The sequence below is a fragment of the Micrococcus sp. HMSC31B01 genome (assembly GCF_001816085.1).
Classification (GTDB): Bacteria; Actinomycetota; Actinomycetes; order Actinomycetales; family Micrococcaceae; genus Micrococcus; species Micrococcus luteus.
In genome coordinates this window covers 1-2,191 of sequence record NZ_KV825149.1, presented here as the reverse complement: position 1 = coordinate 2,191, position 2,191 = coordinate 1, and the positions used below count along the sequence as shown (strand labels likewise).

The following is a 2,191-nucleotide window of genomic DNA, read 5'->3' as shown; positions in this document are numbered from 1 at the left end:
GAGCTGGAAGCGGCCGCCGCGCTCACCGGGGGCGGGCAGGGCACCGGACGGTGCGCTGTCAGCGGAACGCCCGGCGGGGGCGCCCGGGGTGGTCACGGCGTCGCTCGGGGCGCCGTCCGCGGCGTGAGTGGGCGGCTCGCTGGGGGTCGCGGCGTGCGCGGGGGCCGTTCTCATGCCCCCATCCTAGGAAGCCGCCCGGACACCGGACGGGCGGGGCCGCCGTCGTCGGTCGTAGACTGGCAGGGTTGATCCCCGGGTGAGCGCTCCGCCGAACGGCGTGGGCCACCTGTGCGTGCCCCGCGCGCCTGCACCCGTTCCGGACAGTCGAGGAGAGAACCAGACCGTGGCCACCAACCCCATCCGCGTCGCCATCGCCGGCGTGGGCAACTGCGCAACATCCCTCATCCAGGGCGTGGAGTACTACCGCGAGGCGAAGGCCACGGACACGGTCCCGGGCCTGATGCACGTGCAGTTCGGCGACTACCACGTGTCCGACCTCGAGTTCGTGGCCGCGTTCGACGTGGACGCGAAGAAGGTCGGCCTGGACCTGTCCGAGGCCATCACCGCCTCCGAGAACAACACCATCAAGATCGCGGACGTGCCCCACGCGGACGTCACCGTCCAGCGCGGCCCCACCCTGGACGGCCTCGGCAAGTACTACGCCGAGACCATCGAGGAGTCGGACGTCGAGCCCGTGGACGTGGCCCAGGCCCTCCGCGACGCGAAGGTGGACGTGCTGGTCTGCTACCTGCCCGTCGGCTCGCAGCGGGCCACCGAGCACTACGCCCAGGCCGCGATCGACGCCGGCGTCGCGTTCGTGAACGCCCTGCCCGTGTTCATCGCCGGCACCCCGGAGTGGGCCGAGAAGTTCACCGCCGCGGGCGTGCCGATCGTGGGCGACGACATCAAGTCCCAGATCGGCGCCACCATCACCCACCGCGTGATGGCCAAGCTGTTCCAGGACCGCGGCGTCACCCTGGACCGCACCTACCAGCTCAACGTGGGCGGCAACATGGACTTCAAGAACATGCTCGAGCGCGAGCGCCTGGAGTCCAAGAAGATCTCCAAGACGCAGGCCGTCACCTCCAACACCTCCGCGCAGCTGGGCGAGAAGGACGTGCACATCGGCCCGTCCGACTACGTGGCCTGGCTCGACGACCGCAAGTGGGCGTTCGTGCGCCTCGAGGGCCGCAACTTCGGCGACGCCCCCGTCTCGCTCGAGTACAAGCTCGAGGTGTGGGACTCCCCCAACTCGGCCGGCGTGATCATCGACGCCGTGCGCGCCGCGAAGATCGCCCTGGACCGCGGCATCGGCGGGCCGATCCTCTCGGCCTCGTCCTACTTCATGAAGTCCCCGCCCGTGCAGCACAACGACGACGCGGCGCACGAGCTCGTGGAGGCCTTCATCCGCGGCGACATCGAGCGCTGACGAGCCCGGTCCCCGCGGACCGCGCACGACGCCGGCCCGTCACCTTCCCCGTGGAGGTGACGGGCCGGCGTCGTCGTGGGGGCGCGTGCCGCCCCGGCCACCGCGCTCAGCGCCGCGTGCCGAGCCGGTCCTCGATGGTGAGCCGGACGAGCTGGGCGTATATGGCCTGGCCGTCGGCGCGGGGGTGCACGCCGTCGGCGGAGAAGTCCGTGACGTGCTGCTTCGCCGCGGCGTCCCAGTCCGCCAGGACGATCCGGTCCGGGTGGGCCTTGGCCTGCGCCTCCATCTGCACCTGCACGTCCGCGATCCAGTCCATCGGGCCGTGCGGCACCACGAGCACGAGCAGCCGGTCCTCGCCGACGGCCGCCAGGATCTTCTCCCAGTCGCCCCGGTGGGTGGTGCCGTTGGCGCCCAGGGCCACCACGACGACGTCGCTCAGCTGGCCGTCCGCCTTGAGCTTCTCGATCTCGTCCGCGGCGTCCCAGATCTGGTAGCCCACCTCCGCCTCGAGCAGCATCCCCGGCAGCTGCTCCAGGAGCGTGGGCGCGGCCGAGAGCGAGACGGAGTCGCCGATCAGGGTGACGTCCGGGCCGAGCTCGGACGGCGGCAGGGCCGCGGTGAGCTGCTCCTTGGAGTACGTGGGGCGCGCGACAGCCGGGTCGCCGAGCCCGAGCCCGGACGGCTCGGCGGACGACCCGGGCGAGGACGTCGCACCGGCGGAGCCCTCCGCGTCCCCGGGGGCGGCCGAGCCGGGCGAGGCCG

Annotated in this window: 1 protein-coding gene and 1 pseudogene; one reads left to right on the top strand and one right to left on the bottom strand. The window is 72.4% G+C overall.

Translation table 11 applies throughout. The features are described from left to right. Nucleotides 1–343: 343 nt before the first annotated feature. On the top strand, nucleotides 344–1,429 hold the full coding sequence (locus tag HMPREF3105_RS06940; protein ID WP_041102498.1) for an inositol-3-phosphate synthase: 1,086 nt from the start codon (nucleotides 344–346) through the stop codon (nucleotides 1,427–1,429). A 106-nt stretch (nucleotides 1,430–1,535) separates the two neighbouring features. On the opposite strand, the pseudogene HMPREF3105_RS06935 reads toward HMPREF3105_RS06940, so the two are convergent. After that, nucleotides 1,536–2,191: pseudogene (locus HMPREF3105_RS06935) on the bottom strand (acyltransferase); the annotation flags it as partial.